The 26,260-nt window shown below is 67.7% G+C and carries 20 protein-coding genes, 1 tRNA gene and 1 pseudogene; 12 read left to right on the top strand and 10 right to left on the bottom strand.

Annotation, left to right across the window (positions count from 1 at the left end; genetic code table 11):
- The first annotated feature begins 58 nt into the window (after positions 1–58).
- The 3 genes from QZ670_RS02740 to QZ670_RS02730 all read left to right on the top strand — a co-directional run bounded on the left by QZ670_RS02740 (position 59) and on the right by QZ670_RS02730 (position 5,071).
- Positions 59–694, top strand: coding sequence for a glutathione S-transferase family protein (locus tag QZ670_RS02740; RefSeq protein WP_294251817.1), 636 nt, complete (start codon positions 59–61; stop codon positions 692–694).
- Between the two features lie 46 nt (positions 695–740).
- Positions 741–2,381, top strand: a complete 1,641-nt coding sequence (locus tag QZ670_RS02735) for a sulfotransferase (RefSeq protein WP_294251977.1) — start codon at positions 741–743, stop codon at positions 2,379–2,381.
- 134 nt (positions 2,382–2,515) lie between these two features.
- Positions 2,516–5,071 (top strand): TonB-dependent receptor, encoded by a 2,556-nt coding sequence (locus QZ670_RS02730; protein ID WP_294251814.1) that lies wholly within the window; start codon positions 2,516–2,518, stop codon positions 5,069–5,071.
- A gap of 73 nt (positions 5,072–5,144) precedes the next feature.
- Here the strand turns inward: QZ670_RS02730 and QZ670_RS02725 are convergent, their stop codons facing one another.
- Both QZ670_RS02725 and QZ670_RS02720 read right to left on the bottom strand, forming a co-directional pair.
- The gene (locus QZ670_RS02725; protein ID WP_294251810.1) at positions 5,145–6,653 is read right to left on the bottom strand and encodes a DEAD/DEAH box helicase; all 1,509 of its coding nucleotides are present in this window, start codon (positions 6,651–6,653) and stop codon (positions 5,145–5,147) included.
- A gap of 83 nt (positions 6,654–6,736) precedes the next feature.
- Positions 6,737–7,186 (bottom strand): hypothetical protein, encoded by a 450-nt coding sequence (locus QZ670_RS02720; RefSeq protein WP_294251807.1) that lies wholly within the window; start codon positions 7,184–7,186, stop codon positions 6,737–6,739.
- 75 nt (positions 7,187–7,261) lie between these two features.
- On the opposite strand from QZ670_RS02720, the gene QZ670_RS02715 reads away from it, so the two are divergent.
- Together QZ670_RS02715 and QZ670_RS02710 are read left to right on the top strand one after the other, a co-directional pair.
- Positions 7,262–8,713: an FAD-binding oxidoreductase gene (locus tag QZ670_RS02715; RefSeq protein WP_294251804.1), complete on the top strand. Its 1,452-nt coding sequence runs from the start codon at positions 7,262–7,264 to the stop codon at positions 8,711–8,713.
- 53 nt (positions 8,714–8,766) lie between these two features.
- Positions 8,767–9,540, top strand: a complete 774-nt coding sequence (locus QZ670_RS02710) for a SapC family protein (RefSeq protein ID WP_093298056.1) — start codon at positions 8,767–8,769, stop codon at positions 9,538–9,540.
- A gap of 382 nt (positions 9,541–9,922) precedes the next feature.
- Here QZ670_RS02710 and QZ670_RS02705 read toward each other — a convergent pair whose 3' ends face one another.
- Positions 9,923–10,768: an N-formylglutamate amidohydrolase gene (locus tag QZ670_RS02705; RefSeq protein ID WP_294251803.1), complete on the bottom strand. Its 846-nt coding sequence runs from the start codon at positions 10,766–10,768 to the stop codon at positions 9,923–9,925.
- 113 nt (positions 10,769–10,881) lie between these two features.
- On the opposite strand from QZ670_RS02705, the gene cpdR reads away from it, so the two are divergent.
- The 5 genes from cpdR (at position 10,882) to QZ670_RS02680 (ending at position 15,322) form a co-directional block, all read left to right on the top strand.
- Positions 10,882–11,256 (top strand): cell cycle two-component system response regulator CpdR, encoded by a 375-nt coding sequence (gene cpdR, locus QZ670_RS02700; RefSeq protein WP_084583107.1) that lies wholly within the window; start codon positions 10,882–10,884, stop codon positions 11,254–11,256.
- Positions 11,257–11,311: 55 nt separating this feature from the next.
- Positions 11,312–11,386: transfer RNA gene (locus QZ670_RS02695), tRNA-Val, on the top strand.
- A 568-nt stretch (positions 11,387–11,954) separates the two neighbouring features.
- Complete coding sequence (locus tag QZ670_RS02690; RefSeq protein WP_294251799.1) at positions 11,955–13,112, top strand: glycosyltransferase; 1,158 nt, start codon at positions 11,955–11,957, stop codon at positions 13,110–13,112.
- Positions 13,109–14,023: a hypothetical protein gene (locus QZ670_RS02685; RefSeq protein ID WP_294251796.1), complete on the top strand. Its 915-nt coding sequence runs from the start codon at positions 13,109–13,111 to the stop codon at positions 14,021–14,023. Before QZ670_RS02690 ends, QZ670_RS02685 begins: the two co-directional genes overlap by 4 nt.
- 78 nt (positions 14,024–14,101) lie before the next feature.
- Positions 14,102–15,322 (top strand): cation:dicarboxylase symporter family transporter, encoded by a 1,221-nt coding sequence (locus QZ670_RS02680; protein ID WP_294251791.1) that lies wholly within the window; start codon positions 14,102–14,104, stop codon positions 15,320–15,322.
- Here QZ670_RS02680 and QZ670_RS02675 read toward each other — a convergent pair.
- The 6 genes and pseudogenes from QZ670_RS02675 to QZ670_RS02650 all read right to left on the bottom strand — a co-directional run bounded on the left by QZ670_RS02675 (position 15,306) and on the right by QZ670_RS02650 (position 22,646).
- Complete coding sequence (locus tag QZ670_RS02675) at positions 15,306–16,163, bottom strand: PhzF family phenazine biosynthesis protein (protein WP_294251788.1); 858 nt, start codon at positions 16,161–16,163, stop codon at positions 15,306–15,308. The two genes, QZ670_RS02680 and QZ670_RS02675, sit on opposite strands and share 17 nt — an antisense overlap.
- Positions 16,164–16,233: 70 nt before the next feature.
- Entirely contained in the window at positions 16,234–17,013 is a 780-nt protein-coding gene (locus QZ670_RS02670; protein ID WP_294251786.1) for an SDR family oxidoreductase, read from the bottom strand.
- A gap of 194 nt (positions 17,014–17,207) precedes the next feature.
- Positions 17,208–18,707 carry a porin gene (locus QZ670_RS02665; protein WP_294251784.1) on the bottom strand — a complete coding sequence of 500 codons (1,500 nt, stop codon included), beginning with the start codon at positions 18,705–18,707 and terminating at the stop codon, positions 17,208–17,210.
- A gap of 303 nt (positions 18,708–19,010) precedes the next feature.
- A pseudogene (locus QZ670_RS02660) lies at positions 19,011–19,544 on the bottom strand (GNAT family N-acetyltransferase).
- Positions 19,545–19,692: 148 nt separating this feature from the next.
- The gene (locus QZ670_RS02655) at positions 19,693–21,486 is read right to left on the bottom strand and encodes an IlvD/Edd family dehydratase (protein WP_294251782.1); all 1,794 of its coding nucleotides are present in this window, start codon (positions 21,484–21,486) and stop codon (positions 19,693–19,695) included.
- Between the two features lie 26 nt (positions 21,487–21,512).
- Positions 21,513–22,646 (bottom strand): aldose epimerase family protein, encoded by a 1,134-nt coding sequence (locus QZ670_RS02650; protein ID WP_294251780.1) that lies wholly within the window; start codon positions 22,644–22,646, stop codon positions 21,513–21,515.
- Positions 22,647–22,791: 145 nt separating this feature from the next.
- Between QZ670_RS02650 and QZ670_RS02645 the strand changes: the two genes are divergently transcribed.
- Positions 22,792–24,090: a sugar MFS transporter gene (locus QZ670_RS02645; protein WP_294251778.1), complete on the top strand. Its 1,299-nt coding sequence runs from the start codon at positions 22,792–22,794 to the stop codon at positions 24,088–24,090.
- Positions 24,091–24,239: 149 nt separating this feature from the next.
- Here the strand turns inward: QZ670_RS02645 and QZ670_RS02640 are convergent, their stop codons facing one another.
- Positions 24,240–24,998: an FCD domain-containing protein gene (locus tag QZ670_RS02640; protein ID WP_294251775.1), complete on the bottom strand. Its 759-nt coding sequence runs from the start codon at positions 24,996–24,998 to the stop codon at positions 24,240–24,242.
- Positions 24,999–25,122: 124 nt separating this feature from the next.
- On the opposite strand from QZ670_RS02640, the gene araD1 reads away from it, so the two are divergent.
- Complete coding sequence (gene araD1 / locus QZ670_RS02635; RefSeq protein WP_294251772.1) at positions 25,123–26,118, top strand: AraD1 family protein; 996 nt, start codon at positions 25,123–25,125, stop codon at positions 26,116–26,118.
- The last annotated feature ends 142 nt before the right edge of the window (positions 26,119–26,260 follow it).

Here is a 26,260-nt window from a genome sequence, read left to right as displayed (position 1 = left end):
TTCGTGTTCCCTTCTTGTTCCCGGCTGATTGAGTCGGGAGCAACAGGGGTACGGGGCCATGACGGACGAACTGATTCTCTATACCAACCCGCAATCGCGGGGCCGCATCGCGCGCTGGATGCTCGAGGAAGTGGGCGCCACCTACCGCGTCGAGGTGCTCGATTACGCCTCGACGATGAAGGGCGAGACCTATCTGGCGATCAACCCGATGGGGAAGGTGCCGGCGATCGTCCATGGCGGCAAGGTGGTCACCGAATGCGCGGCGATCTGCGCCTATCTGGCCGAAGCCTTCCCTGCGGCAGGGCTGACGCCGCTTCCGGAAGAGCGTGCCGACTATTATCGCTGGCTGTTCTACGCGGCGGGCCCGGTGGAGCAGGCGACGACCAACCATTTCGCCAAGTTCGATTCGGGCGAGCAGTCGCGCATGTTCGGCTATGGCAATTACGACCTGGTGGTCGACGTGCTCGACGGGCTGCTCTCGTCGCGGCCCTACGCGACCGGCGACCGCTTTACCGCGGCGGACGTCTATCTCGGCTCGCAGATCGGCTGGACGGTGATGTTCGGCATGCTGCCCAAGCGTGACTCGTTCCTCGCCTATATCGAGCGCGTGCAGAGCCGCGAGGCGTACCAGCGCGCCTGGGCGCTCGACGACGCAGCCGCGGCCGAGCTGCAAAAGACCGCTGAACCCGCTTGATCCGCACGCCCCGCTCGCCGATGCTTGCGCGGTGAGCGGGGACGGGATGCAGCACGAGCGCACCGAACAGGGGGCGGCAACCAAGGCAACAAGCTGGATCGCGACCGCAGGGCGCTATCCGCCGCGGCTGATCGAGGCGGCGCTGGCGTTGCACGACAATCAGCTGCACCTCGCCGAGCCGCTGCTGCGCGCGCATCTGAAGGACGATCCGTTCGACGTCGCCGCGATCCGGATGTTCGCCGAACTGGCCGGGCGGATCGGCCGCTACCGGGATGCCGAGTCGCTGCTGCGCCGCGCGGTGGCGCTGGCGCCCGGCTTCACCCCGGCGCGCGCCAACCTCGCGCTGGTGCTGTACCGGCTCAACCGTCCGGTCGAGGCATTGGCCGAGCTCGACCGTGTGCTTGTCGACGAGCCGGACAACCCCACCCATACCAATCTCCAGGCGGCGGCCAACGCGCGCCTTGGCGACTTCGACGCCGCGATCGGCCTCTACGAGCGCGTGCTCGACCAGGCGCCGAACCAGCCGCGGGTGTGGATGAGCTACGGCCATATGCTCAAGACCGTGGGGCGCCAGGCCGATGCGGTGGCCGCCTATCGCCGGGCCATCGCGCTGCTGCCCGCGCTGGGCGAAGCGTGGTGGAGCCTCGCCAACCTCAAGACCGTCCGCTTCGACGACGCCGACCTCGCCACGATGCAAGCCGCGCTGACCGGCGGCGACCTCGCCGAGGAGGACCGCTTCCACCTCGATTTCGCGCTGGGCAAGGCGCTGGAGGAGCGCGGGCAGGCCGCCCCCGCCTTCGCACACTATGCCGCCGGCAATGCGCTCCGCCGCAAGTCGCTCCGCTATGCCGCCGAGGACACGACGCGGCTGGTCGATGCCCATATCGCGCACTGTACCCCCGCGCTGCTGGCGGCGCGCGAAGGGCAGGGGTGCCCCGCGCCCGACCCGATCTTCATCCTCGGCATGCCGCGCGCCGGATCGACGCTGGTCGAGCAGATCCTGTCGAGCCACAGCCTGGTCGAAGGCACCGCCGAGCTCGCCGACCTGCCGGTGCTCGCGCGCGACATCGCCGGCTATCCCGCCGGCCTGGCGGACCTCTCGGGCGAACAGCTCCGGGCAATCGGCGAGGCCTATCTCCGCCGCACGCGGATCCAGCGGCGCACCGATCGTCCCTTCTTCATCGACAAGCTGCCCAACAACTGGGCGCATGTGCCGCTGATCCTGCTGGCGCTGCCCAACGCCAGGATCATCGACGCGCGGCGCCACCCGCTCGGCTGCTGCTTCTCCAACTTCAAGCAGCACTTCGCCCGCGGGCAGGGCTTCAGCTATGCGCTGGAGGACATGGGCCGCTATTACGCCGATTATGTGCGGCTGATGGCGCATGTCGATGCGGTCGCGCCCGGTCGCGTCCACCGGGTTTTCTACGAGGCCATGGTCGAGGATACCGAGGCGCAGGTCCGCGCGCTGCTCGCCGCCTGCGGGCTCGACTTCGAGCCGGGCTGCCTCGCCTTCTACGAAACCGAGCGTGCGGTGCGCACCGCCAGCTCCGAACAGGTGCGCCGCCCGATCTTCCGCGACGGCGTCGAAGGCTGGAAGCCGTTCGAGCCCTGGCTCGATCCGCTCAAGGCCGCGCTGGGCGACGTGCTGGCGGTCTATCCCGAGGTGCCGGCATTTCCCGCCAAGTGACGGTGCATCTGCTTCGTTGCTCAATTGTCACACGAAGCGAACAATCCTTGCGCGAACTGCTGCGCTAACCTTCGCATGCTTGACCGAAAGATCGTTGCGCAGGACGCTGCGACGCAACAATCTGGGGGTCTTCCATGCCGCTCAACCGGTGCGTCGTCCGTTCGCTGCTGCTCGCGTCCACCATGCTCGCCGCGGCGCCGGCGCTCGCCCAGCAACAGGCCGACGCCCCGCCGACGACCACCGACTCGAACGACATCGTCGTCACGGCGCAGAAGCGCAGCGAGAGCCTGCAGAACGTTCCCCTCAGCATCCAGGCGCTGAGCACGCAGAAGCTGGACGAGCTGAACGTCAGCAACTTCACCGATTACGTCCAGCAGCTGCCCTCGGTCTCGTTCCAGGCGCTGGGCGGCACGCCGGGCACCAACGTCGTCTATATGCGCGGCGTCGCCTCGGGGGGCGACGGCAACCATTCGGGCTCGCTGCCCTCGGTGGGCGTCTATCTCGACGAGCAGCCGGTCACCACGATCGGCGGCAATCTCGACGTCCATGTCTACGACATCGCCCGGATCGAGAGCCTGTCGGGGCCGCAGGGCACGCTCTATGGCGCCTCGTCGGAAGCGGGCACGATCCGCATCATCACCAACCAGCCCGACCACAGGGGCACCTATGGCCGCGTCGACGGCGAGGTGAACACGGTCAACAAGGGCGGCACCGGCGGCAAGCTGGAAGGCATGCTCAACCTGCCGATCAACGAGATGGCGGCGCTGCGCTTGGTCGGCTTCTACCAGCATGACGCGGGCTATATCGACAATGTCGCCGGCTGCCGCAGCTTCCTGCCCGAGCCGACCGGCACCGCCTGCACCGCCACCAAGGGCGGGGTGGTCGTCGACAACAAGGCCTTCGTGAAGAAGGACTATAACGACACCGATATCTGGGGCGGCCGCGCCGCGCTGAAGGTGGACCTCGACGAGAACTGGACCGTCACGCCTGCTGCGATCTACCAGGAAACGCGCAGCCACGGGGCCTATGGCTATGATCCCAAGGTCGGCGACCTGCAGGTCCAGCACTTCTTCCCCGAATATCGCCGCGATCGCTTCCTCCAGGCGGCGCTGACGATCGAGGGCAAGCTGGGCAATTGGGACCTCACCTATGCCAGCGCCTATCTCGACCGGCGCGCCGCCCAGTCGAGCGACTATACCGATTATGCCGAGGCCTATGACTCGCTCTATTCCTCGGTCGGCGGGCTTGCGGGCTATTTCTACTTCTCCGACAATGCCGGCAACCCGATCGACCCGCGCCAGCGCATCGTCGCCACCGATCATTTCAAGAAGCTGAGTCAGGAACTGCGGATCGCCTCGCCGTCGAGCGATCGGCTGCGGCTCGTCGCGGGGCTGTTCTACCAGCGCCAGTCGAACGACATCCACCAGGATTATCGGGTGACAGGGCTCGCGGACGACCTGTCGGTCAACGGCCATCCGGGCACGCTGTGGCTTACCCAGCAGCACCGCGTCGACCGCGACTATGCCGCGTTCGGCGAGGTCAGCTACGACCTGACCGACACGCTGACGGCAACGGCAGGCGGCCGCGCCTTCATCTACGACAACACGCTGATCGGGTTCTTCGGCTTCGGCCGCAATCCCGCCGACCGGTTCAGCGCGACGCCCTATAACGGCGCGGGCAGCTCGCGTACCGGCGTGGCGCAGTGCTTCACCACCGACGGGATGCGCCTGCGCGACGCGGTCGATGCGGGGGCGAGCACGACGCTGCTGCCGGCGGCGGTGGCGGGCGGGCCTTGCACCAACCTCGCGGTCTATGCGCGCGGTGCCGGGCTGCTGCCGGTGCGTGCGCAGGGGCAGGGGGCGACCTATCGCTTCAACCTCAGCTGGAAGCCGGTACAGGGCGTCCTGGTCTACGGCACCGTCTCGCGCGGTTTCAGGCCCGGCGGCATCAACCGCCGCGTCGACGTAGCGCCCTATCAGGCGGATTACCTCACCAACTACGAGCTGGGCGCGAAGACGACCTGGCTGGACGGTGCACTGCGGCTGAACGCGGCGGTCTATCAGCAGGACTGGAACAAGTTCCAATTCTCCTTCCTCGGCGCGAACAGCTTCACCGAGATCCACAATGGCCCGAACGCTCGGATCCGCGGCGTGGAGGCGGATGCGGCCTTCACCCGCGGCGGTCTCTCGCTGACGGCTGCTGGCAGCTATACCGATGCCAAGACGACCCGGAATCTCTGCCTGTTCGATGATCCCAGCTTCACCTGTGCCGGGCCGGACAACCTCGTGTCCGCACCCAAGGGGACGCGCCTGCCGATTACCCCGCAGGTCAAGCTGAGCGGCACCGCCCGCTACACGGTGCCGGTGGGGAGCGCCAAAGCCTATGGCCAGGCAACGGTGTCGCATCAGAGCTCGGCCGCGTCGGATATCCGCACGGCGATTCTTCAGACGGGAACGGGGGCGATCGTCAGTCCGGCCGAGCAGCTCGGTCGGCTGGCGGCGTTCACCACCGTCGGACTTGCCGCCGGCGTGAACTTCGAACGGTTCAACATCGAGCTGTTCGCCACCAACCTCACCGACGAGCGCGGCCAGCTTTCGCGCTTCCAGCAGTGCGGCTCCTGCGGGCAGCGGACCTATATCGTGCCGATCGCGCCCAGGACGATCGGCATCCGGGCGGGGGCCAAGTTCTAGGCGGCGTGGCCTGACGCGTGGCTGCTGGCCGGGCTGGTCGGGCGGGGCGGCTGTGCCGCACCCGCGCACGAACTCAGGCGTCGATCGTGTAGTTGAGGAAGTCCGGGATCGGGCCGTTCCAGCCGTCGTCCGGGCCATCATCCTGGTCGCGGCGGCGGCGGCGATCGTCGCGGGCAGGCCGCTCGTCGCGGACCGGGCGCTCCTCGCGGACGGGACGCTCTTCGCGCGCCGGACGCTCGTCACGGGCCGGGCGCTCCTCGCGCTGCGGACGGGCGCGGCTTTCCTCGCGCGGCGCGGGCGCTGCAGCTGCTTCCTCGCGGGCCGCGGCAGCGCGGCGCGACCTGGGCTTGGCCGGCGCTTCTGCTGCGGCTTCCTCGCGCCGCGGCTCGGCCTTCTTGGTGTCGCGCTTGCCGCCGCGGGTGCGCTTCGGCGCCGGCGCGTCGTCGGCACCGTCGACCGCGACGGGGCTCGGTACGCGCTCGATCTTGTGGCCGGTCAGCTTTTCGATCTCGACGATGTTCTCGGCATCCTCGGGCGTCACCAACGTGTAGGCGATGCCAGTCGCGCCGCCGCGGCCGGTGCGGCCGATCCGGTGGACATAATCGTCCGGGTGCCAGGGGGCGTCGAAGTTGAAGACGTGGCTCACGCCCTTCACGTCGATGCCGCGCGCGGCGACATCCGAGGCGACGAGGATGTTGACGTCGCCGTTCTTGAACCGGTCTAGCTCGGCGATGCGGGCCGACTGGTCCATGTCGCCATGGATCTCGGCCGAGCGGAAGCCGTGCTTCTTCAGGCTCTTGTTCAGGTCGCGCACGGTCGTCTTGCGGTTGCAAAAGATGATCGCGTTGGACACTTCATCCTGCTGCAGCAGGCGGCGTAGCACCTGGCGCTTCACATGCGCGGTGGCCGGCACCTGGACGATGCGCTGGGTGATGTTGGTGTTGGTGCTGGCGGGGCGCGCCACTTCGATCGTCTTGGGATCGGAGAGGAAGCGATCGGCCAGCTTCTTGATCGGCGGCGGCATCGTCGCAGAGAAGAGCAGCGTCTGGCGCACCTTGGGCAGCTTGGTGCAGATTTCCTCGATATCGGGGATGAACCCCATGTCGAGCATCCGGTCCGCCTCGTCGATCACCAGCAGGCTGCAGCCGGTGAGCAGGATCTTGCCGCGGCCATAGAGGTCCATCAGCCGGCCCGGCGTGGCGATGAGGACGTCGACGCCCTTTTCCAGCGCCTTGACCTGGTCGCCCATCTGCACGCCGCCGATCAGCAACGCCATCGAGAGCTTGTGGTTGACGCCGTATTTCTCGAAATTCTCGGCGACCTGCGCGGCCAGTTCGCGCGTCGGCTCGAGGATCAGCGAGCGCGGCATCAGCGCGCGGGTGCGCCCTTCGCCGAGCACGTCGATCATCGGTAGCACGAAGGCGGCGGTCTTTCCGGTGCCCGTCTGGGCGATGCCGATCAGGTCCTTGCCCATCAGCACCGACGGGATCGCCTGGCGCTGGATCGGAGTCGGCTCTGTATAGCCGGCGTCGGTCACCGCGCGGAGAAGGTCGTCAGAAAGGCCGAGGTCGGCAAAGCTCATGCATATGTCCGGAAATAGGGCGCGTTGCTATGCACCTTTACAGAAGCCATGGCGCTTGCGGATTCAGCCGCAAAAGTCAAGCTTCACCGTGCGCGAACGAGGTTCTTGAACGCCTGAACGGGGCAGGTTCTACCCGATCTGGAACGCAGCGCATCACGTCCGGCGCAGAATTTGCTGTCCTTTGTCGGCTTCAGATAGGCGCCCGAATAGAAGCCGAGCGCCGGGCATTCGGCGCCGAGCTTGGCGCGGAGCAGCGATCCGTCCTCGAGGATGAGGTCGACGCTGTCGGCGGCGTTGACGGTGAAGCCCTGGATGCGGCCGACATCGACGCAGCTTTTCGCGCGGCGCTCGATCACCGCCGGGGATTCGCGTACGACGATCGTCGTGGTGGTCACCGTCATGCGGGGCACGTGGATCGAGACATGCTGCTGAAAGGACGGCGCAATAGCGGCGTCGACGGCCATGGCCGGGCGCGCCGCGGGGGCGGCGAGCAGCAGCGCAAGGCCGGCAGCGGCGATCGGCAGTTTCAACATGGTGGGGCGGGACGGTAGATACATCGGCTTGAACGGTGGATGAACTGCCGCACGCCATGCTAGTGCGCAACCATCATGATGACTCTCGAGCAGCAGCGCATCACTGCCTTCGCCGCCGAACGCTTCGGCCCCAAGGCGGTCACTACCGATCCGCAGGACATCGAGCCTTGGCTCACCGATTGGCGCCGGCGCTACCATGGCGCGGCACCCGCGATCCTGTCCCCGGCCTCGACGGAGGAGGTCAGCGCGCTGGTGGCGCTCGCCAATGATCTCGGCGTCGCGCTGGTGCCGCAGGGGGGCAATACCGGCATGGTTGGTGGCGCGATCCCGCCCGCGGACGGATCGGCGCTGCTGCTCTCGACGCGTCGAATGAACCGCATCCGCCGCATGGATGCGGACGCAAACCTCGCCGTGGCGGAAGCGGGGGTGATTCTCGGCACCTTCCGCGATGCGGCCGAGGTGGCCGGGCGGCGCTTCCCGCTCGATCTCGGCGCGCGGGGGAGTGCCACGATCGGCGGGCTTGTCTCGACCAACGCGGGCGGCGTGCAGGTGCTGCGCTTCGGGACGATGCGCGCGCTGGTCGCGGGCGTGGAGGCGGTGCTGCCCGACGGTTCGGTGCATGACGGGCTGTCGGCGCTGAAGAAGGACAATCGCGGCTACGACCTCAACCAGCTGCTGGTCGGTGCCGAGGGGACGCTCGGCATCGTCACCGCCGCGACGCTGCGGCTGGTGCCGGCCGCCGCGGCGCGGGCGGTGGCCTGGGTAGGGCTGGAAAGCCCCGCCAAGGCACTCACCCTGCTGCGCCGGCTGCAGGCCGCGACCGACATGATCGAAAGCTTCGAGATCATGCCCGACGATACCGTCGCGCTGGTGCTCGAGCATGTGCCCGGCACGCGGCTGCCGCTTGGCGGCGCACATCGCTGGCACGTGCTGATCGAAGCGGTGACCAGCGACCCCGCCGCCGAGGCACCGGCGACGGTGTTGGAGCGGATGCTGGCCCAGGCCTTTGAGGCAGGACTCGCCCAGGACGCGGTGATCGCCGCGAGCGAAGCGCAGGCTGAAAGCTTCTGGCGCATCCGCCATTCGATCTCCGAAGCCGAGCGTTCGGCTGGGCCAGCGGTGCAGCATGATATCTCGGTGCCCGTCGAGGACATGCCCCGCTTCATGGTGGAAGGCGGGACAGAGGCCGAGGCGCGCTTCCCGGGCACCCATGCAATCGCCTATGGGCATCTGGGCGACGGCAACGTCCATTTCCACGTCCGCGCACCCAAGGGTGTCGATCGCGATCGCTGGTATGCGGAGGACGGGCCTCGGATCACCTGCCTGGTGCACGACATGGTGGTCGCGGCGGGTGGATCGATCTCGGCCGAGCATGGCATTGGCCAGATGAAGCGCGACGAACTTGCGCGCCTGTCGCCCCCGGCGCGGATGGCGACGCTGCGCGCGATCAAGACGGCGCTCGATCCCAAGCTGATTCTGAATCCGGGAAAGCTGGTCGCGCTTGCGCCGACCATCGCCAGCACATAGACCGCGGGCCGGTTGAAACGCCTTTCGACGAAAAAAGTTCTCAGGAGATCCTCATGGCCAGCGCGCCGCAGCAGTCGCTTCCCTTGTTCTACAATCAGCTCGAGCCGCTTTCGAGCCAGGTCCATGCCGATTTCCGCTCGCGTTCGACCGACCGCGCGCCGTTCCTCGCCAACCAGCACGCGGTGCCGGTGACCGTCGAGGAATTCCCGCTGGTGCAACGCTTCATGCCGATCGTCTTCTCGGTGGGCGAGGATCCTGTACCGCTGGCGCTGATGGGCCTGAACGAAGGCGTGAACACTTTCTTCGACGCCGAAGGCAAGCTGGTCGACCCGAACTTCTACGTGCCGGCCTATATCCGCCGCTATCCGTTCCTCCTCGCGCGCCTGCGCCCGGAAAGCGACGAGCTGTCGCTCTGCTTCGATCCGACCTCGGACGTGATCGGCAAGTTCGAGGAGGGCGAGGCCCTGTTCGAGAATGGCGAGCCGAGCGAGATCACCAAGAACATCCTGCAGTTCAACGAGCAGTTCGAGACCGCTGGTGCCCGCACCAGCCAGTTCATGCGCGAGCTGAAGGACATGAACCTGCTGATCGACGGCGAAGTCTCGATCCAGCCGGACGGCGCCGCGCAGCCCTTCATCTACCGCGGCTTCATGATGGTCGACGAGAACAAGCTGAACGAGATGCGCGGCGACCAGCTGCGCAAGATCGTCCAGAACGGCATGCTGCCGCTGATCTACGCGCACCTCTTCTCGCTGGCGCAGATGCGCGAGCTGTTCGCCCGCCAGATGCGCTCGGGCTGGCAGCCCGAGGTCCAGCTGGTCGGCTGATTTTTGCCGGGGGCGTTCGGCCCCCGGCATTTCTTTAAGCCCCTCCTCCTTGGAGGAGGGGTTTGGGGGTGGAGGGATTCCAGACCATCTGGTTTCTGCGAGAGACGGCCCCACCCAAACCCCTCCCCCGAAGGGGAGGGGCTTAGATGTCCCCGGTTAATCGGGCATCTCCGGTCCTCGTGGCCTCAAAAACCTCCCCGCCGTTCAATCGAAGAACTTCTGCGATGAGTTGCCTTGAACTCGGTCGCCTGCTCTCTATATCTTGTAGGTACGGCTCGTGTCCCCCCTTTCGCGATGCCGTGCGACGCGCCTTCGGGCGTGTCTCCTCCCTGAACCTTGGCCACCTCGTGGGTAACCACGGGGTGGTTTTTTTATGGGCGTTTCACTCGGCGGCGAGCGCGCCGGGCAGGGTCTCGTCGGCCAGCGCGTCGATGATCGCGCGCAGCAGCGCGGTCACCGCCTCGGCACCCGGGCCGAGGGCGTCCAGCGCCGCATCCAGATAGAGTGATCGATCTATTTCGAGCTGCAGCGCATGCACGCCGCGGCGCGGGTCGCCGTGGCGTTCGAGGATATGGCCGCCGGCATAGGGCGTGTTGGCGGCGACCGCGATGCCGTGCTGCCGCGCCACTGCCTCCACCCGCGCCCCGAAGCGCGCGGCGGCGGCGCGGCCGAAGCGGTCGCCGATCACCAGTCGCGGCGCGCTCTCGGGCGATCCCAGCGGCGGCATCGAATGGATGTCGAGCAGCAGTGCGATTCCGAAGCGCGCCCGCGCCGCGGCCAGTGCTTCGCCCAGCGCGAGATGATAGGGACGGTGGTCGGCATGGATGCGCGCCGTCACGTCCTCAGCAGCGAAGCGCCCGCGCCAGAGCTGGCCGAGCGTGCCGACCCGCCGCGGTATTAACCCCAGCCCGCTGCGTACCTTGGCCGAGAGCGGCCGGCCGAGCAGATGCGCACCCTCGTCGATCTGGGGATCGCGCTCGTGCTCGGCGCGGTTGAGATCGATCCAGGCGCGGGCGCGGGTGGCGACGAACAGCGTCTCGTCGCGCCGTGCGCCCAAGGCCAGCGAGTCGACATGGCGGTCCTCCAGCGCGCGCAGCACGGTGGGCGAGACGCGCAGAGCCGCGAGAAGCGACTCCGGATAGTCGCGCCCGCCATGGGGAGCGGAGAGCACCACGGGGCTTCCCGGCGGAACAGGCCCATGGCGATCGAAGCTGGCGGCGCTAGTCACCCCGCCAGCCTAGGCCGGTGCGCCCGTGCGGGCAAATGATAGGGTTGCGGCGGCTGGAAAATCTTAAGGCCTTGCCGCATAAGGAGCGGGCGGTTGGTACCTAAGGGGTGAAGATGATCCGGATTCTGCTGGCCGAGGACGACCGCGTGATGCGCGAATACCTCACCCGCGCGCTGGAGCGTTCGGGCTATGCGGTCAGCGCCGTCGATCGCGGCACGGCGGCGGTGCCGCTGCTCGAGACCGAGCGATTCGACCTGCTGCTGACCGACATCGTCATGCCCGAGATGGACGGGATCGAGCTCGCCCAGCGTGCTGCGGAGATCGCGCCCGAGATGCGGGTGATGTTCATCACCGGCTTCGCCGCGGTGACGCTGCGCGCCGGCAAGCAGGTGCCGCAGGCGCGCGTGCTCTCCAAGCCGTTCCACCTGCGCGACCTGGTGCTGGAAGTGGACCGCATGTTCGAATCGGAGAATGTGGGGCAAAATTGAAATTAGCGCTTGCGCGGGGGGCGGACCCCCGCTAGAGGCGCGCTTCCCGAGTTTCGGGCGCGTAGCTCAGTGGTAGAGCACTGTGTTGACATCGCAGGGGTCGCAAGTTCAATCCTTGCCGCGCCCACCATCAAAGACCCCGCTGAGCCCTTGGCTTGGCGGGGTTTTTTGCTTTCAGAACACAATCGCTTTCGTCGCGCATGCGGGGTTTGTCGCGCTGGTACAGAACCGCGCCGGAATCCGCTGATCGGGTGAATCAAGGGGTTCGTGGAAAGTCGCTCGGTTGTGCCATGGAGCATGGCGTAGTTCGTGCTCGATCGTCATGGTCAGGCAGCACATCGATGGCGGCAAGAAGATTGTCGCTGTCACCATGGCGCTCGTCGCTACGGTCGCGGGGAGGGGGAGCAGCCGCAGCCTGGAACCAATGCGGCGCTGCTGATGCGGGACCTTGGCGCGAGAGGCGTTCCGGCGTATCGCACGCAGGTACAAGCGGCGCGCGCGGATTGGCAGAAAAATTTTTCGATCTTGGTGCGGGTCCGGCCCATCGGCATCGTCTTATCGATGTGGATTGTTTTCGCTGAACATTCTGCGGGCTTGTTTCGACCATTCGGAGCATGCTGGTTGATCCGGCGTGCCAGGCGCGAACAAAAGCTGGCAAGCTGGCGAGACGATCGCAACGATGGCAAGGGGATCCGCGATTGTCGCCACATTATAGCAGCGGACGAATCCGCGTCCTCACCTTTCTCCACAGTTTCGCGCCGGGCGGCGTGGAGCGCGTGGCACTGCGACTCGTCCGGCACTGGCGTGCGATGGGAGTGGACGCGCCCTTGTTCCTCGGCCGCGAAGACGGGGCGATGCGCGACGAGTTCGCGGACATCCGCTATGATATGCCGCGCCAGCCGCGGCGGCACCAGGGCGGCTGGGAAACGCTGTGGATGATCCTCACGCTGCCGGCCGCGATCCGCCGGCTGCGCCCCGACGTCCTGTTCGTCGCCGGCTCCACCTACACGATCGTTGCCGTGGCAATGACGCTGCTGCTCGGGCGGCGCTGCCCGCCGATCGTGGTCAAGGTCAGCAACGATCTCGCGCGGCGCGACCTCAATCCGCTTGGCCGTTTCTTCTGGCGCGCCTGGCTGCGCATCCAGGCGCGGTGCGCGCGCAGCTGGGTGGTGATGGACGAGGCGATGCTGCCCGAATTGCCGCCGGTGATGGCGCAGCGGGGGCATGTCGTTCACGATCCGGCGATCTGCGCAACGCAGCTGTTGCCCGAGCGCGCCCCGCGCCCCGCCGGACCGCGCCGCTTCGTCGCGATCGGCCGGCTGGCGCCGCAGAAGCATTTTGCGCTGATGCTGCGCGCCTTCGCCCGTGCGGTGCAGCCGGGCGAAACGCTGACGATCTTCGGAGACGGCGCCGAACGTGCCATGCTCGAGGCGCTCTCCGCATCCCTGGGCATAGCCGATCGCGTCCGCTTTGCCGGCCATGTCGCCGATGCCCCCGCGCACCTGCACGACTATGACGTGCTGCTGATGTCCTCGCGCTACGAGGGCGTGCCGGCGGTGGTGATCGAGGCGCTCGCCGCAGGCCTTGCCGTCGTCTCCACCGATTGCGGTGCCGGCCTGCGCAGCCTGCTCGGGCAGGGACGCTTCGGCATCATTGTGCCGCAGAACGAGGCGCTGCTCGCCGAGGCGATCCGCACGGCGCCCAGCGCCGCGCCCGATCGACCGGCGCTGCTCGCCTCGCTGCGACGCTTCACCATCGAGCGTTCGGCGCAGGATTATCTGGCGCTGTTCGTCGCCGCAGCGGAAGCGCGCGGCGCCAGCCGGCCGATGCCGCTGGAGCAAGAGGTTCCCGCATGAAATTCCCCGTGCCGGCGGTACGCGCCGCCTATGCATCGCTTTCGACGACCACCCGGGAGCGGCTGCTCGCGATCATCGGCCTCGCCTTCTCCGCGGCCATCCTGATCGCGGTGTTCTGGCAGCTGGACGGAATCGACTTTACCGTCCTCACCCAGACGCCGACCAATCCCCTGTTCTGGCTGGTCTTCGTCGCCACCTATGTGCTGTCGCCGTTCATGGACTGGCTGATCCTGCGTCGTATCTGGGGGCTGGGTGCGGCCGCTTTCCCGGCGCTGCTGCGCAAACAGGCCGCGAATGAAGTGGTGCTCGGCTATTCGGGCGACGCGCAGCTCTATGTCTGGGCGCGACGGACGCTGGGCCCCGAGGGCCGGCCGTTCGAGACGCTGCGCGACGTGGCGGTCACCTCGGCACTGGCCGGCAATCTCGTCACGCTGGCGATGCTGGTGCTCAACGCGCCGATCGTCCAGGGGCTGGCCAAGGGCACGCTGTTCACCACGTTGCTGATCTCGACCGCGACGATCGTGCTGTCGTCGCTGGCGATCTTTCTCTTCCGGCGCTTCGTCTTCGCGCTGCCGCCGCGGCAGCTGGCAATGACGATCGGCATCCACACCGCCCGCATCCTGCTCAGCCTGGTGCTTACCGCGCTGCTGTGGAAGCTGCTGCTGCCTTCGGTATCGGTGGCGGCGCTGTTCCTGGTCGGCACGCTGCGAATGATGATGTCGCGCCTGCCCTTCGTGCCCGCGCGCGAGGCGCTGCTCGCGCCGCTGATCGTTGCGCTGCTCGGCGACGCTGCCGGGCTCGCCGGTGCGGTGCTGTTCGTCGCTACGCTGATGCTGGCGGCGCATGTCGTCGTGGGCGGCGTCTCGGCGCTTGCCGACTTCGTCACGCGTCCCCGACCGCGCCTGGCCTGAGCTCCGGACCGAAAAAGACTCTGGCATATGCCTGAAGCTGCCGCCATCAGCCGCCCCGGATAACGAAAGGGACGGGCTATGGCGAAGACGGCGCTGGTGATCGGCGCGCTGCTGGCGGGAGTGCTGCTCGGCTTTGCCGCGCGCTGGCCCGCAGGCGCGTTCCTGGTGCCGTGGATCGACCTGGTCGCGCCGATCGGTGCTTTCTGGATCCGCGCGCTGACCATGACGCTGGTGCCCTTGGTGTTCGCGCTGGTGGTTAGCGGCGTGGTCAACGCGGTGCGCCACGGCCAGGGCGGGCGGCTGCTCGCGACCAGCTTCGCGGTGTTCCTGCCGATGCTGGTGCTCGCCGCGCTGCTTGCCTGGGCGGCGCTGGAGATCGTGCTGTGGCTGTTCCCGCTGGGCCCCGATCCGCTGGCGGGCTTGCTGACCGCCGGGCCGCCGGCGGTGCCGCATGTCCCGAGTGCCTCGGAACAGATCCTCGCGATCCTCCCCGAAAACCCGATCGCGGCGGCGGCCAGCGGCGCGATGCTGCCCTTGGTGGTGTTCGCGGTGCTGCTGGGCGTGGCGATCGCGCGGACGCAGGGCAACGCCCTCGCAGGCGTGATCGACGAACTGGCCAAGGCGATGACGCGGATCGTCGACTGGATACTGCTCGCCGCGCCGGTCGGCATCTTCGTGCTGGCGATGGGGGCGGGCAAGGCAGCGGGGGCGAGCGTGGCGGGCGTGCTCGCGCGCGACGTGGCGGCGGAGATCCTGTTCTGCCTGCTCGCGATCGGCATGTGCTATCTGCTGGTTTTCGGGCTGCGGGCGATGCCGCTTGGCCGGTTCGCGCGCGGAATCGTGCCCGCCCAGGCGACCGCGGCGGGCACCTGCTCGTCGATGGCGACGGCGCCGGTGTCGATGGACGTCGCGCTGAACGGCCTGCAGCTGCCGCAGGAAGTGGCGGGGACGACGCTGCCGCTCGCCATCTCCACCTTCCGGCTGGCGACCACCGGCGTCACCGTGATCGAGGTGTTCCTGGCGGCGCATGCGGCGGGGGTGCACGCCTCGCCGGTGCAATGGGTGCTGGCCGGCCTATCCGCGGTGATCGCGGGCATCGCCACGCCAGGGCTGCCGGGGGCGGCGATCCTCTACGCCTGCGACGCGCCGGGCATGCAGATCCTCGGTGCGCCGCTGGCGATGATCCCGCTCTACATCGCGGTTTCGGCAATCCCGGACATGTTCATCACCACCGCCAGCGTCACCGGCCAGGTGACCGCGACCACGCTGGTCGCGCGGCTGGTCAGGCGAGCGCGCTGAGGCCGGGGAGCGTGCCTTCGGCGATGGTCATGCTGCGGCCACCGATCCAGGCCTGTCCATCCGCATCATAGTCGACGAAGATGCGGCCGCGCCGATCGAGCCGGGTACCTTGCGCGGCGACATAGCCGCCGGTCACGCGGCCGCTCTCATAGAGCCACTGCGCCGCCGAGGCGTTGAAGCTGCCGGTCACCGGATCCTCGATGACCGCACCGAACGCGCCGCTGAAGATCGTGCGGATCTCCCAGTCGACCGGCCCGCCGGCCGAATGCGCGCCGATCAGGCCGATCTCGATCCGCGCGTCCGAGTGGCGCACCGGCTCGACCGCCAGCACCGCCTCGGCGGATTCCAGCAATACGGCGATCCAGCCGGGGCCGTTATCCGCCCAGGCGGCATCGACGATCGCGGACGGGTCTATCCGCAGCGCCTGCGCCAGCCCGGCGCGCGTCTCCGCATCCACCGGGCCGCCTCGCAGCAAGGGCGGGGCCGCGAAAGCGAGCCGATCGGCATCGCGGCGGAGCGGGATCAGTCCTGCGCCGCATTGCTGGACGATTCTATCCGACGCGGCGGGCACGCCGCCCGCCGCCAGCCAGGCATGGCAGGCGCCGAGCGTGGGGTGGCCGGCAAAGGGCAGCTCGCGATCGAGCGTGAAGATGCGCGCGTGATAGTCCGCACCGGCCACGCTCGGCGGCAGCAGGAACACCGTCTCGCTCAGGTTGAACCAGCGGGTGATGGCCTGCATCGTCGCGGTATCGAGGTCGCCGCCGCCCCGCACCACCGCCAGCGGATTGCCGGTGAACGGGCCGTCGTGGAACACGTCGACGAGTGAAAAGGGCGTGGTCATGCGGTGCGTCTCCCCTGCCGCGCGCGCGGCGCGGGCAGGGGATCGCCGATTGGAGCGCACGTGGCAAGCGTCAGCCGGGCGACGCCGCCGATCCCGCCAGCAGGCCGCCGTCGACCTGCAGCTCCGCGCCCGTGATGTAGGTCGCCTCATCCGAAGCCAGCATCGCCGCGACCGCTGCGACTTCCTCGGCCAGCCCGAACCGCCGCAGCGGCGTATCCGCGACAAAGGCCCGCATCCGCGCCTCCCGGTCTGGCCCGTCGCCCAGCATCGGCGCCCACATCGGCGTCAGAATGGCGGCGGGATGGATGCTGTTGCAGCGGATCTTCCAGCCCTGCTGCGCGCAGTAAAGCGCCACGCTCTTGCTGTGGTTGCGGATCGCCGCCTTGGACGAGGCATAGGCGGCCGCGCCGGGAATGCCGACCATTCCCGAGCGCGAGGAGATGTTGATGATCGATCCCGTGCCAGCGGCCTTCATCGCGGCGATGGCATAGCGGCAGCCGAGAAAGGTGCCGTCCAGATTGACGCGGTGCACGGCACGCCAGTCCTCCAGGCGGGCATGTTCGGGGTCGTGGGCGATCATGCCGGCTTCGAAACCGGTGATGCCGGCGTTGTTGACGACAACGTCCGCTACGGGGACGCGCGCCGCCAGCCGGGCCCAGTCGGCTTCCTCGCAGACGTCCAGCGCCTCGAACCGGCAGCCGATCTCGGCTGCGGCCGCGGCGCCGGCTCGGGTATCGCAATCGGTGAGGATCACCGTACCGCCTTCCTCGTGGAAGCGAGCGGCGATGGCGCGGCCGATGCCGCGGGCTGCGCCGGTGACGACGCAGGTCTTGTTGTTCAGTCGTTGCATGAAAGTCTCGAAACCAGGGTCCAGGGGCGCGGCGTTACCGCGGGCTGTGGTTTTCCGCTTCAGCGGTGACGGTGGACCATGTCGAGAACTCCCTTGAGCGCTGCGAACCTAAGCGCGGCGCAAGGGCAGGGCAAGCGTCGAACCGAACCGGCCGCTGCCCACTGGGGGCGGCGGCCGGCCGGTGGATCGTCGGATCAGAAGGTGACGCCGAAACCGGCGCTGACCGTCTGCCCGCTATCCTTGCCGGTGAAGGAGCCGGCGCGATTGTTGGTCTTCCAGCTGATCAGGTTCAGCTGGAGGCGAATGATGCTGTCCAGATACCAGTTGGTGCCGATCGTCGCGGCGCTGCCCTTGGTCGCGTTCGGGATGCCCGAATATTCCAGGTTCTCGTAGCGGGCGAGGATCTCGATCGCACCGGGGCCGCCGTCGAACACCGGCCGCAGCACACGCGGCTGGGCGAAGGTGCCGAGGCGCGGATTGTACGGCGGCAGGTCACCGGTGACGAAGAAGCCGGTCGACAAGCTCCATGCCTTGCTCTCGAAGTCCGGACGCCCGGCGTTGAGATGCGCGACGCGCTTGCCGGCTTCGCCCATCACCCAGAACGGGCCGGCATAACCGCCCAGTTCCGCGCCGTAGCCGGTGGTGCCGGTGCCGCCGGTGAGCGCACCGGTCTGCACGCGCAGGTTGCCGTTGAAGCGGCCGCCGATCACGGTGTTGCGGGTCAGCGTGCCCGGGCTGCGCGACGACAGCGCCTCGTCGAAGCCCCACAGGCCGACATGGACGATCGAGCGATCGGTCTTGAACGGGTTCCAGTGCACACGGCCGAGCACGGTGCGGCTGTCGTTCATCGCCTGGCTCGCGTCGACGCTGTCGCCGCTGATCGTCACCGAGGCGTGGCCGGTCTTCCAGAACAGGCGCGGCATCAGCGCGATGCCGTAGAAGCCGCGCTGCGGGATGATCGAGGTCGCCACGACGTTGCGCTCAAGGAACGGCGGCGCGTCCGACCCGCTCGAGCCCTCGAAGCTGCGGTCGTTGAACATGTTGCCGAAGCGGACGTCGTAGGAGACCTTGCCCACGTCATCCCGCCAGCCGACGAACATCGTGCCGACGTCCGAGGTGTTGTCGGCGAAGTCGTTTTCGAACTGATAGAAGAAGTGCGGGCCGACGGCGCCCTCGATACCGATACGCAGCGCGCGGGCGCCGGTCGTCGTGATGTTGCGGGCATCGTAGTTCGAGCCGAAGGTCGAGCTGACATGGTTGATGATGCGGCCGCGCATCTTGAACAGGAACTTGCCGTCTGCCGAACGGAAGATCGGCAGGCCGCCGCGCCATTCGGTGGTGACGTTGGAGACGTTCGCGGCCGCACGAGCCTGAGCCACGCTCTGGTCGGCGAGGCCGACGGGGGCGAGCTGCGGCGCGAAGGAATCGGCGACGGTCTCGTCGTTGGCGACGTTGGTGCGCCTGGCCTGCACGGCCTGCGGTGCCGCTGCCGGGGCACCGGCTTGAGCGACCGGCGCAGCGGCCTGGCTGCCTTCGATCTTGTCGAGGCGCGCGCGCAGCGCGGCGATCTCTTCGGCCTGCGCCTTGAGCAGCTTGACCAGCTCGGCCTGATCCCCCGGCGTGCTCTGGGCAAGCGCCGGCGTGGCAAACAGCAGCGCCGAAAGCGCCGCGCCCGCCAGGAACTTCATCTTCATCGTGACAACCCCGTTTGTTGATCCTGCGTCGCCATGGGCAACCAAGTATCAATATAGGACGGGCGTGTGCGGATGATCCGGCAATGAAATGAAAGATGATACCTTACGTATAAATCCGTTGTCTGCTAGATTGCGAGATGGCTGGTATGGTTTTGTGCCGAAACATTTTATTAAGAAATGCATTTATTGTTGAGCGCGCTGGGGTTGGGCGCCTAATTTGAGGATTTGTACTGCTTCTAGATACGATTTGGTTAGCGAGATATTGCTTGGCGCCTAGGGGATTTTGCGGGGCCACCCGCGCCCTCAGAGTGTCCTTTCCATGCGCACCAGCGGCACCTGCACCCCGTCGATCGGGGCGGACAGGATCCTCTCGATAGGGCGGTAGCCGCAAGCTTCGTAGAGGGGGACGCCGGCCATGGTCGCCATCATCTCGGTGCGGACGAACCCGGCAGCGCGGGCGGCGTCTTCGCAGAGACCGAGTAAACGGCGGCCGATGCCGCGGCGGGTAAAGGCCGGGTCGGTGTACATCGCCCGGATCTTGGCGGCGTCGCGCGCCGGATCGAGACGCTGGGGTTCGCGCGCGACGATGCTCGTGTCCCCGCCATAGAGGGTCGCGCGATAGGACCAGCCGCCGCAGCCGGCGATCGTACCGGCCTAGTCCTCGACGAGGAAATAGGTCTGGTCGGCGATCAGCTGGGTGTCGAGGCCCATCACCCGGTGGCTGGCGGCGACCTGCTCGGGGGTGAGGAAACCGTGCTGCAGCTGCGCGATCGCGCGGGACATTACCGCCCGCAGCGCTCCCAGGTCGGCTGGCTGGGCGAGGCGGTGGGTGAACATGTGGCTCCTTTACGATCCTCCCCCGCCAGGGGGAGGTGTCAGGCCTAGCCTGACGGAGGGGGCGGAAGCCAGACCCTCGCGGCCGGCGCTTCCTCCCCCTCCGTCGCCTGCGGCGCCACCTCCCCCCGGCGGGGGAGGATAGAGGGTGTCAGTGGTTGTCGCGCGGGATGCCGTGGGTCTGGGCGATGCGCTGGAACTGCTCGGCGCCTTCCAGGATCGCGCCGGTGTTCATCTGGCCGACCACGGCGCGCTGGATCGCCTGCCACGGCGTCTGCGACGCCGGATAGGCATAGCCGCCCGCCTCGGCCAGCACGCGGCGGCGCTCGGCGAGTTCGTCGGCCGGGATCAGCACGTCGGCGGTGCCGCGCTTGAGATCGATCCGCACCCGGTCGCCGGTCTTGAGCAGCGCAAGGCCGCCCATCGCCGCCGCTTCGGGCGAGGCATTGAGGATCGAGGGCGAGGCCGAGGTGCCCGACTGGCGGCCGTCGCCGATGCACGGCAGCGCGTGCACGCCTTCGCGGATCAGATGCGCGGGCGCGCGCATGTTCACCACTTCGGCCGCACCCGGATAGCCGATCGGGCCGGCGCCGCGCATCACCAGCAGCGTGTCCGGGGTGATGCCGGTGGCGGGATCGTCGATGCGGTGGTGATAGTCCTCGGGACCGTCGAACACCACGACCGGGCCTTCGAACGCCTCGGGGTCCTCGGGGTTGGAGAGATAGCGGTCGCGGAATTCGGGGCCGATCACGCTGGTCTTCATGATCGCCGCGTCGAACAGATTGCCGCGCAGTACGATGAAGCCGGCTTCTTCGACCAGCGGCTGGTCGAAGGTGCGGATGACCTTTTCATCCTCGATCACGGCATTACGGCAATTCTCGCCGATGGTCTTGCCGTTGGCGGTGATCGCATTCTCGTGGATCAGGCCCTGCTGCATCAGCTGGGCGACCACCGCGGGCACGCCGCCGGCGCGGTAATAATCCTCGCCGAGATATTCGCCCGCCGGCTGCAGGTTCACCAGCAGCGGCACCTTGTGGCCGTGCGTCTGCCAGTCATCGAGCGCGAGCTCGGCGCCGACATGGCGGGCGATCGCGGCGAGGTGGATCGGCGCGTTGGTCGAGCCGCCGATCGCCGAGTTGACGACGATCGCGTTGAGGAACGCCTCGCGCGTCAGGATGTCGGAGGGCTTGAGGTCCTCGTGCACCATGTCGACGATGCGCTTGCCGGTGCGATAGGCGGCTTCCTGCCGGTCGCGATAGGGGGCGGGGATCGCCGCCGAGCCCGGCAGCATCATGCCCAGCGCCTCGGCCAGGCTGTTCATCGTCGTTGCCGTGCCCATCGTGTTGCAATAGCCGGTCGACGGTGCCGAGGAGCTGACCAGGCGGATAAAGCCCTCATCGTCGATCTCGCCCGCCGCGAGCAGCTCGCGCGCCTTCCACACGATCGTGCCCGAGCCGGTCCGCTCGCCGCGGTGCCAGCCGTTGAGCATCGGTCCGACCGACAGCGCGATTGCCGGGATGTTCACCGTCGCCGCCGCCATCAGGCAGGCCGGGGTGGTCTTGTCGCAGCCGGTGGTGAGCACCACGCCGTCGATCGGATAGCCGTAGATCAGCTCGACCAGGCCGAGATAGGCGAGGTTGCGATCGAGCGCAGCCGTGGGCCGCTTGCCGGTCTCCTGGATCGGATGGACCGGGAACTCGATCGCGATGCCGCCCGCCTCGCGAATGCCTTCGCGGATGCGCTCGGCGAGCACGAGGTGGTGGCGGTTGCACGGGCTGAGGTCCGAGCCCGTCTGGGCGATCCCGATGATCGGCTTGCCCGAGCGCAGTTCCTCCAGGCTCAGCCCGTAGTTGAGATAGCGCTCAAGATAGAGCGCCGTCATGTCAACGTTATCGGGGTTGTCGAACCAGGCGCGGCTGCGCAGCTTGCGGGCAGTATCGGTCATCGGAAAAGCCTTGCGGGAGGAAAAGGTCAGCGGGTCGTCGAGAAACGATAGACGATCACGTTGCGATAGGTCTGCCCCGGATCGAGCCGTGCCGAGCCGAGCGCCGGCTGGTTGGGCGTGTCCGGGAAGACCTGGGGTTCGAGTGCGAGCGCGTCGCCCTGGCGATAGGCGTGATTGGACTTGCCGATCGCGGTGCCGTCGAGGAAGTTGCCGGTATAGAATTGCACGCCGGGCTGGTTGGAGAGGATCTCCATCACCCGGCCGCTCGACGGATCCTCGACGCGGGCATGGAGCACCGGCTGGGCCGAGGGCGCCTTGGCGATCACGAAATTCTCGTCATAGCCCTGGCCGAACACGATCTGCGGATCGCGGCCGTCGCGGATGCGGGCACCGATCACGGTGGGCTTGCGGAAGTCGAACGGGGTGCCTTCCACCGGGCGGAGCTGGCCGGTGGGGATCAGCGTCTTGTCGACCGGCGTCGTCGTCTCGGCGGGGATGGTCACGACATGGTCGTAGATCGAGCGCTGCGAGGCTTCGCCGGCGAGGTTGAAGAAGCTGTGGTTGGTGATGTTGACGATGGTCGGCTTGGTCGTCGTCGCGGTGTACTCGACCGACAGCTCGTTCTTCTCGTTCAGCGCATAGGTGGCGGTGACGGTGAGTTGGCCGGGATAGCCTTCTTCGCCATCGGCCGCGACATAGCGGAGCGTGACGCTGGCATTCTCGCCGCTGGTCACCTTCTCCACCGTCCACAGGCGCTTGTCGAAGCCCTTCAGCCCGCCGTGCAGCGCGTTGGGGCCGTTGTTCTTGGCGAGCGTATAGGTCTTGCCGTCGATGCTGAAGGTGCCGCCCTTGATGCGATTGGCATAGCGGCCGACGGTGGCGCCGAAATAGTTGGGCGCGACGAGATAGCCCTTCATGTCGTTATAGCCGAGCGTCACGTCCTCGGACTTGCCATTGCGGTCCGGTGCCGACAGCGACTGGAGGATCGCGCCATAGCTGAGGATGGTGGCGCGCATACCATGGCCGTTGGTGAGGGTGATCGCTTCCACCTTCTGGCCGTCGGCGGTGGTGCCGAAGGCGGCGCGGGTCGCTTCGCCAGCCTGTGCGGACAGCGGAATCATCGCGGTGGCGAGCAGCGCGCCCTTGATAAGATAATTCATGCAATACCTCTCCCTATCGGTTATCGCTGCTGCAAGCGGCGACGCGGCCGTTGACGCTGGACATCGGGTTTAATACTCCGACTAGAAAGCGAAGAGCAACCCCGCCGCGTCTCCCCGTGGCAAAAAACGAGAGGATCATACCAGCATGGCGGTCGTGCCAACCTCAAAGGCTGCTCCGGCGGGGGCCGGGCAAGCCTCTCCCCCAACGCAATATGGACGCGCGCTGGCCCTGCTGGCCACGCTGTTCTTCATGTGGGGCTTCATCACGGTGATCAACGGCACGCTGCTGCCGCATCTGCGCAGCGTGTTCGAGCTCAGCTATTTCCAGGCGGCGCTGATCGAGAGCGTCTGGTTCATCGCCTATTTCTTCGCCTCGATCCCCTCGGCCAAGCTGATCGAGCGGATTGGCTACCAGAAGTCGCTGGTCGTCGGGCTGCTGATCATGGCAGCGGGCGCGCTGGGGATGACGCTGGCGGCGAGCCTGCCCTCCTATGGCGTGACGCTGTTCATGCTGTTCGTGATCGCCAGCGGCATCACGCTGCTGCAGGTGGCGGCCAACCCCTATGTCGCGGTGATCGGCCCGTCCGAGACTGCCTCGTCGCGGCTCAACCTGGTGCAGGCGATGAACTCGGCGGGCACGATGCTGGCGCCGCTGTTCGGTGCGTATCTGATCCTCGGCCGCTCGAAGGGCGGCACGGCGGAGGCGGGCGCGACGCTCACCCAGGCCGAGCGCTTGGCCGACGCGCATGCGGTGATCCTGCCGTACGTGCTCGTCGCCGTCGTGCTGCTGGTGCTGGCGATCGTGATCGCCCGCTTCCCGCTGCCGGCGATGGGCTCGGCGACCAGCCGCGTCGCCAAGGAAGAACGCAAGCACCACTCCTTGTGGAACCACCGCAACCTGGTGTTCGGCATCGGCGCGATCTTCATCTACCTGATCGCCGAGATCGGCGTCGGCAACCTGTTCGTGAACTTCGTCAGCCGTCCCGAAATCGGCAACATGACCACCGAGCAGGCGGGCCGCTACCTAACCCTGCTGTGGGGTGGGATGATGGTCGGCCGCTTCGTCGGTTCGGCGATCATGCAGAAGGTGGATGCGGGCATCGTGCTTGCCGCCTTCTCGATCGCGGCCTTCATCGTGATGATGGTCACCGTGTTCACCCAGGGCGAAGTGGCGATGTGGTCGCTGATCCTGGTGGGTCTGTTCCACTCGATCATGTTCCCGACGATCTTCACCCTAGGCATCAAGGGCCTCGGCCCGCTGACCGAGGAGGGCTCGGGCCTGCTGATCATGGCGATCGCCGGCGGTGCGCTGGTGGCGGTGCAGGGCTGGCTGGCCGACACCTATGGCCTGCAGCACTCGTTCCTGCTGACCGCGATCTGCGAGCTGTACATCCTGTTCTACGCGCTGTGGGGCAGCAAGCCGACCAACGCGATCGAGGACTGATCGAAATCCTCCCCTGGAAGGGGAGGTGGCAGGCCGAAGGCCTGACGGAGGGGTGTCCCCGCTTCGGGGCACCCCTCCATGTAGGGGTAGATACCCCTCCACCACCGCCTTCGGCGGCGGTCCCCCTCCCCCTCCGGGGGAGGATTTTTTCACATCGACAGGCGGGTATCTTCCAGTGCCAGATCCACCAGCGTGCGCATCGCCGCCGCTGCCGCATCCGGATCGCCGGCCGCGATCGCGTCGAACACCTTGATGTGGTCCGGCACCGGATCGCGCGGCAGGGCGCGGGCGCGCTGCTTGTACTTGGTCGTCCAGCTCACCGCCGCGCCGATGCTGGCGCTCAGCGCGATCAGCGCGTTGTTGTGCGTGGCTTCCAGCAGCGCGTCATGGAAATCGCGATCCGCCGCGCGCCCGGCATCGGTCGCCAGCGTGTGGCGGCGCATCTGGGTGAGCGCGTCGCGCATCGCCTTCACGTCGTCGCGGTCGCGGCGCTCCGCGGCGAGGCGGGCGGCGGCGGGCTCGACCACCGCGCGCAGCTCGAACAGATCGCGGACGAAATCGGTGTCGGGCTCGCCCGAAAAGGCCCAGGCGAGGACCTGCGGATCGAGCATGTTCCAGCGGGCACGCGGCAGCACCCGGGTGCCCGCCTTGGGACGGCTCTCCACCAGCCCCTTGGCGGTGAGCACCTGCACCGCCTCGCGATAGGCGCTGCGCGACACGTCGAGCGCTTCGGCATTGGCGACTTCGCCGGTCAGCTTCTCGCCGGGCGCGATCGCGCCGGAGACGATCTGGGTGCCGAGATAATGCGCGATGGCGCCCCGCAGGCGGCGGCCCGAGCCCTTGGGCGTGCGGGTGATCGGCTGCACGCCTGCCTCGTCCAAACCGTCCGCCTGATCGTCCACTGCCATCCGCTCGCTCTCCTGCATATCCTTACCGTGTAGCGCGAAGCCGTGCCGTCCCGCAAACGATGCGCGATTGCCAAGTGGGACAGAGACTAATAAGTCGGACTAAACCAAGACAAGGAGTGGTTCGATGGCGTTGCGGCTGATGCAGTATCGAGGGGCGGACGGGCAGCGGCGGGTGATCGCCGCCGACGACAGCGGGGCGCGCTTCGTCCGCGGCTTCGCCGATATCCGCAGCCTGGCGCTGCACGCGATCGAAGCCGGGCAGTCGCTCGCCGAGGCGGTGGCGGCGGCAGGCAGCGACGGCGACGCCGATCCGGCGGCGGCGCTGGCGGCGGGCCAGCTGCTCGCGCCGATCGACCATCCCGATGCTGCGCACCTGGTGCTGACCGGCACCGGGCTCACCCATCTCGGCTCGGCCGAGGGGCGCGACAAGATGCACCGCGATGCGGCCGCGGCCGAGCACAAGACCGACTCGATGCGCATGTTCCTCGAGGGCGTCGAGGGCGGCAAGCCGGGTGCGGGCGCGATCGGGCAGCAGCCCGAATGGTTCTACAAGGGCAACGGCCACCACCTCGTCGGCCCCGGCGAGACGCTGGCAATGCCCGGCTTCGCGCAGGACGGCGGCGAGGAGCCCGAACTGGCCGGCATCTATCTGATCGGCCCGGACGGCACCCCGTTCCGCCTCGGCCTGTGCCTCGCCAACGAGTTCAGCGACCATGTGACCGAGCGGCACAATTATCTGTGGCTGGCGCATTCCAAGCTGCGCCAGGCAGCGCTCGGGCCCGAGCTGCTCGTCGGCGAGGCGCCGAGCGACGTGCGCGGCACCAGCCGGATCGTGCGCGACGGCGCGACCTTGTGGGAAAAGCCGTTCCTCTCGGGCGAGACGAACATGTCGCACAGCCTCGCCAATCTCGAGCATCACCACTTCAAGTACGGGCTGTTCCGCCAGCCGGGCGACGTGCACGTCCATTTCTTCGGCACCGCGACGCTGTCGTTCAGCGACGGGGTGAAGACGGAAGTGGGGGATACGTTCGAGATCGAGGCGGCGCCGTTCACCCTGCCGCTGCGCAATCCGCTGGCGCAGGTGGAGGATGCGGGGATCGCGGCGGTGAAGACGCTGTGACTTGAAAATCTTCCGCATAAATTCCCCTCCCGCCTGCGGGAGGGGCTAGGGGAGGGTGCGACGTGGAGGTTCTAGCTGCGGCGGTTTAGCCTGCGACCCTCACACCCTCCCCCGTCCCCTCCCGCAAGCGGGAGGGGTGCGA

The organism is uncultured Sphingomonas sp. (assembly GCF_913774285.1).
Taxonomy (GTDB): domain Bacteria; phylum Pseudomonadota; class Alphaproteobacteria; order Sphingomonadales; family Sphingomonadaceae; genus Sphingomonas.
This window is presented reverse-complemented; position numbering and strand designations above follow the sequence as displayed.